Genomic DNA, 3253 nt, shown 5'->3' with positions numbered 1-3253 from the left:
GCTACGCGCAGTGGGCTCACAAGGGCAGCCGGAGCGATGGCGGCACGGGCAGCGGCGTAGAGCCGCATGCGTAACTAGAGGAAAAATTTTTTCATACGATTGAATTTTGCGGACTCATTGGGTACATCATTTTTTAGCTGCAAACGCCGGGAGGCTGACATGTGTGGAATCGTCGGACTTTTCCTCAAGGACAAGTCGCTGGAACCCAAGCTCGGCGCGATGCTGTCGGAGATGCTGATCTGCCTCACCGACCGGGGTCCGGACAGTGCCGGCATCGCCATCTATGGCGCACCGGCCGGCAACGAGGCCAAGATCACCATCCAATCGGCGAAGCCGGAACACGACTTCCGCGGCCTCGACGCTGAGCTCGCCAAGGCGATCGGCGCGCCGGTGAGCGTTGCGGTCAAGTCGACGCATGCGGTGATCAGGACGGCTCTGGACAAGGTCGACACCGCGCGTGAGGCACTGCAATCGCTTCGGCCCGATATCAGCATCATGGGCGCCGGCGAAGCGGTCGAGATCTACAAGGAGGTCGGTCTGCCGGAAGCCGTCGTCGAGCGCTTCGACGTCCGCTCGATGACCGGCACGCATGGCATCGGCCACACCCGCATGGCGACGGAATCGGCGGTCACCACGATGGGCGCGCACCCCTTCTCGACCGGCGCAGACCAATGCCTGGTGCACAATGGCTCGCTGTCCAACCACAACAATGTGCGGCGCGAGCTGGTCCGCGAGGGCATGATATTCGAGACCGAAAACGACACCGAGGTGGCAGCCGCCTATCTCTCCTCCAAGATCGCGCATGGCAAGAACCTCGGCGAGGCGCTGGAGGGCACGCTCTCCGACCTCGACGGCTTCTTCACCTTCGTCGTCGGCACCAAGAACGGCTTTGGCGTGGTGCGCGACCCGATCGCCTGCAAGCCCGCCGTCATGGCCGAGACCGACCAGTATGTCGCCTTCGGTTCGGAATATCGCGCGCTCACCAAACTGCCCGGCATAGACAATGCGAGGGTCTGGGAACCGGAGCCCGCAACCGTCTATTTCTGGGAGCATTGAGTTCATGCCGGCAACCAACGTATCCACCGCTCAGCGCGACCAGAGCCACGCCAGGGTGTTCGACCTTGCCGCACTGTCGCTGCGCGAGCTGAACCAGGCGCTGCATCAGCTCACACCGGGCTCAAACGAGACGGCCTGGGAGGTGCTCAACCCCAAGGGCAGCCATTCGGTCGCCGTCGGCGTCGACCAGCCGGTCGCCATCGATGTGCGCGGCAGCGTCGGCTACTATTGCGGCGGCATGAATGCCGGCGGCGCCATCACCGTGCATGGTTCGGCCGGCCCCGGCGTCGGCGAGAACATGATGTCGGGCTCGATCGTGATCAAAGGCGACGCCAGCCAGTATGCCGGCGCCACCGGCCGCGGGGGCCTGCTGGTCATCGAAGGCAACGCGTCGTCGCGCTGCGGCATCTCGATGAAGGGCATCGACATCGTCGTGCACGGCAATATCGGCCACATGTCGGCCTTCATGGCGCAGTCCGGCAACCTCGTGGTGCTGGGCGATGCCGGCGATGCGCTGGGCGATTCCATCTACGAGGCACGGCTGTTCGTGCGCGGCAAGGTCGAGAGCCTGGGCGCCGACTGCATCGCCAAGGAGATGCGGCCCGAGCATCTGGAATTCCTGCAAGGCCTGCTCGACCGCGCCGGCGTGACCGGCGTCAAAGCTTCGGAGTTCAAGCGCTACGGCTCGGCGCGCAAGCTCTACAATTTCAATATCGACAACGCCGACGCGTATTGAGGCAAGATGACCTATCGCAACCCGCCGACGACGCCGCGCAAATCCGCAACCTTCGACGACTACACGCTTTCCGAGATCCGCCGCGCAGCAGCGACCGGCATCTATGACATCCGCGGCGCCGGCGCGAAGCGCAAGCTGCCGCATTTCGACGATCTCTTGTTCCTCGGCGCCTCGATCTCGCGCTATCCGCTGGAAGGCTATCGCGAGCGCTGCGACACCAGTGTGGTGCTGGGCACGCGCCACGCCAAGAAGCCGATCGAGCTGAAGATCCCGATCACCATCGCCGGCATGAGTTTCGGGTCGCTGTCCGGCCCCGCCAAGGAAGCGCTCGGCCGCGGCGCGACGCTGTCCGGCACCTCGACCACCACCGGCGACGGCGGCATGACCGAGGAGGAGCGCGGCCATTCCAAGCAGCTCGTCTATCAGTACCTCCCGTCGCGCTACGGCATGAACCCGCGCGACCTGCGCCGCGCCGATGCGATCGAAGTGGTCGTCGGCCAGGGCGCCAAGCCCGGCGGCGGCGGCATGCTGCTTGGCCAGAAGATCTCCGACCGCGTCGCCGAGATGCGCACGCTGCCCAAGGGCATCGACCAGCGCTCGGCGTCGCGCCATCCCGACTGGACCGGGCCCGACGACCTCGAGATCAAGATCCTCGAACTGCGCGAGATCACCGACTGGGAAAAGCCGATCTACGTCAAGGTCGGCGGCGCCCGCCCCTACTACGACACCGCGCTCGCGGTGAAGGCCGGCGCCGACGTCGTCGTGGTCGACGGCATGCAGGGCGGCACCGCCGCGACGCAGGAAGTGTTCATCGAGAATGTCGGCCAGCCGACGCTTGCCTGCATCAGGCCGGCGGTGCAGGCGCTGCAGGACCTCGGCATGCATCGCAAGGTGCAGCTCATCGTCTCCGGCGGTATCCGCAACGGCGCCGACGTCGCCAAGGCGCTCGCGCTCGGCGTCGACGCGGTATCGATCGGCACGGCGGCGCTGGTTGCGCTTGGCGACAACGATCCGCGCTGGGAGGCGGAGTACAACGCGCTCGGCTCCACGGCCGGCGCCTATGATGACTGGCACGAGGGCCGCGACCCGGCAGGCATCACCACGCAAGATCCGGAGCTGATGAAACGAGTCGACCCGATCGCGGCCGGACGGCGGCTGGCGAATTACCTGAAAGTGATGACGCTGGAGGCGCAGACGATCGCGCGCGCCTGCGGCAAGAACAGCCTGCACAATCTCGAGCCCGAGGACCTCGTCGCGCTGACCATCGAAGCGGCCGCCATGGCGGGCGTGCCGCTTGCCGGCACCAACTGGATACCGGGCAAGAACGGCTTCTAATCAATGAAGGGCCAAGACCCAAATGCCTTGGGCCATGGCCGACAAAAAATGGGGAACTGGTGTGACTACTGATCTTGCAGAATTCGCAAGGGCGAAAAACGTCAAATATTTCATGATCTCCTACAC

At 65.0% G+C, this 3253-nt stretch carries 3 protein-coding genes; all 3 read left to right on the top strand.

Features of this window, described 5'->3' with window-relative positions:
• Positions 1-159: 159 nt before the first annotated feature.
• The 3 genes from EN745_RS32355 to EN745_RS32345 are packed head-to-tail and all read left to right on the top strand — an operon-like array spanning position 160 to position 3127.
• Positions 160-1056 (top strand): glutamine amidotransferase family protein, encoded by an 897-nt coding sequence (locus tag EN745_RS32355; protein ID WP_127423128.1) that lies wholly within the window; start codon positions 160-162, stop codon positions 1054-1056.
• A gap of 4 nt (positions 1057-1060) precedes the next feature.
• Positions 1061-1792 (top strand): GXGXG domain-containing protein, encoded by a 732-nt coding sequence (locus EN745_RS32350; RefSeq protein ID WP_126056045.1) that lies wholly within the window; start codon positions 1061-1063, stop codon positions 1790-1792.
• Between the two features lie 6 nt (positions 1793-1798).
• Positions 1799-3127, top strand: a complete 1329-nt coding sequence (locus EN745_RS32345; RefSeq protein ID WP_126056046.1) for an FMN-binding glutamate synthase family protein — start codon at positions 1799-1801, stop codon at positions 3125-3127.
• The last annotated feature ends 126 nt before the right edge of the window (positions 3128-3253 follow it).

The organism is Mesorhizobium sp. M4A.F.Ca.ET.022.05.2.1 (assembly GCF_003998845.1).
Classification (GTDB): domain Bacteria; phylum Pseudomonadota; class Alphaproteobacteria; order Rhizobiales; family Rhizobiaceae; genus Mesorhizobium.
This window is presented reverse-complemented; position numbering and strand designations above follow the sequence as displayed.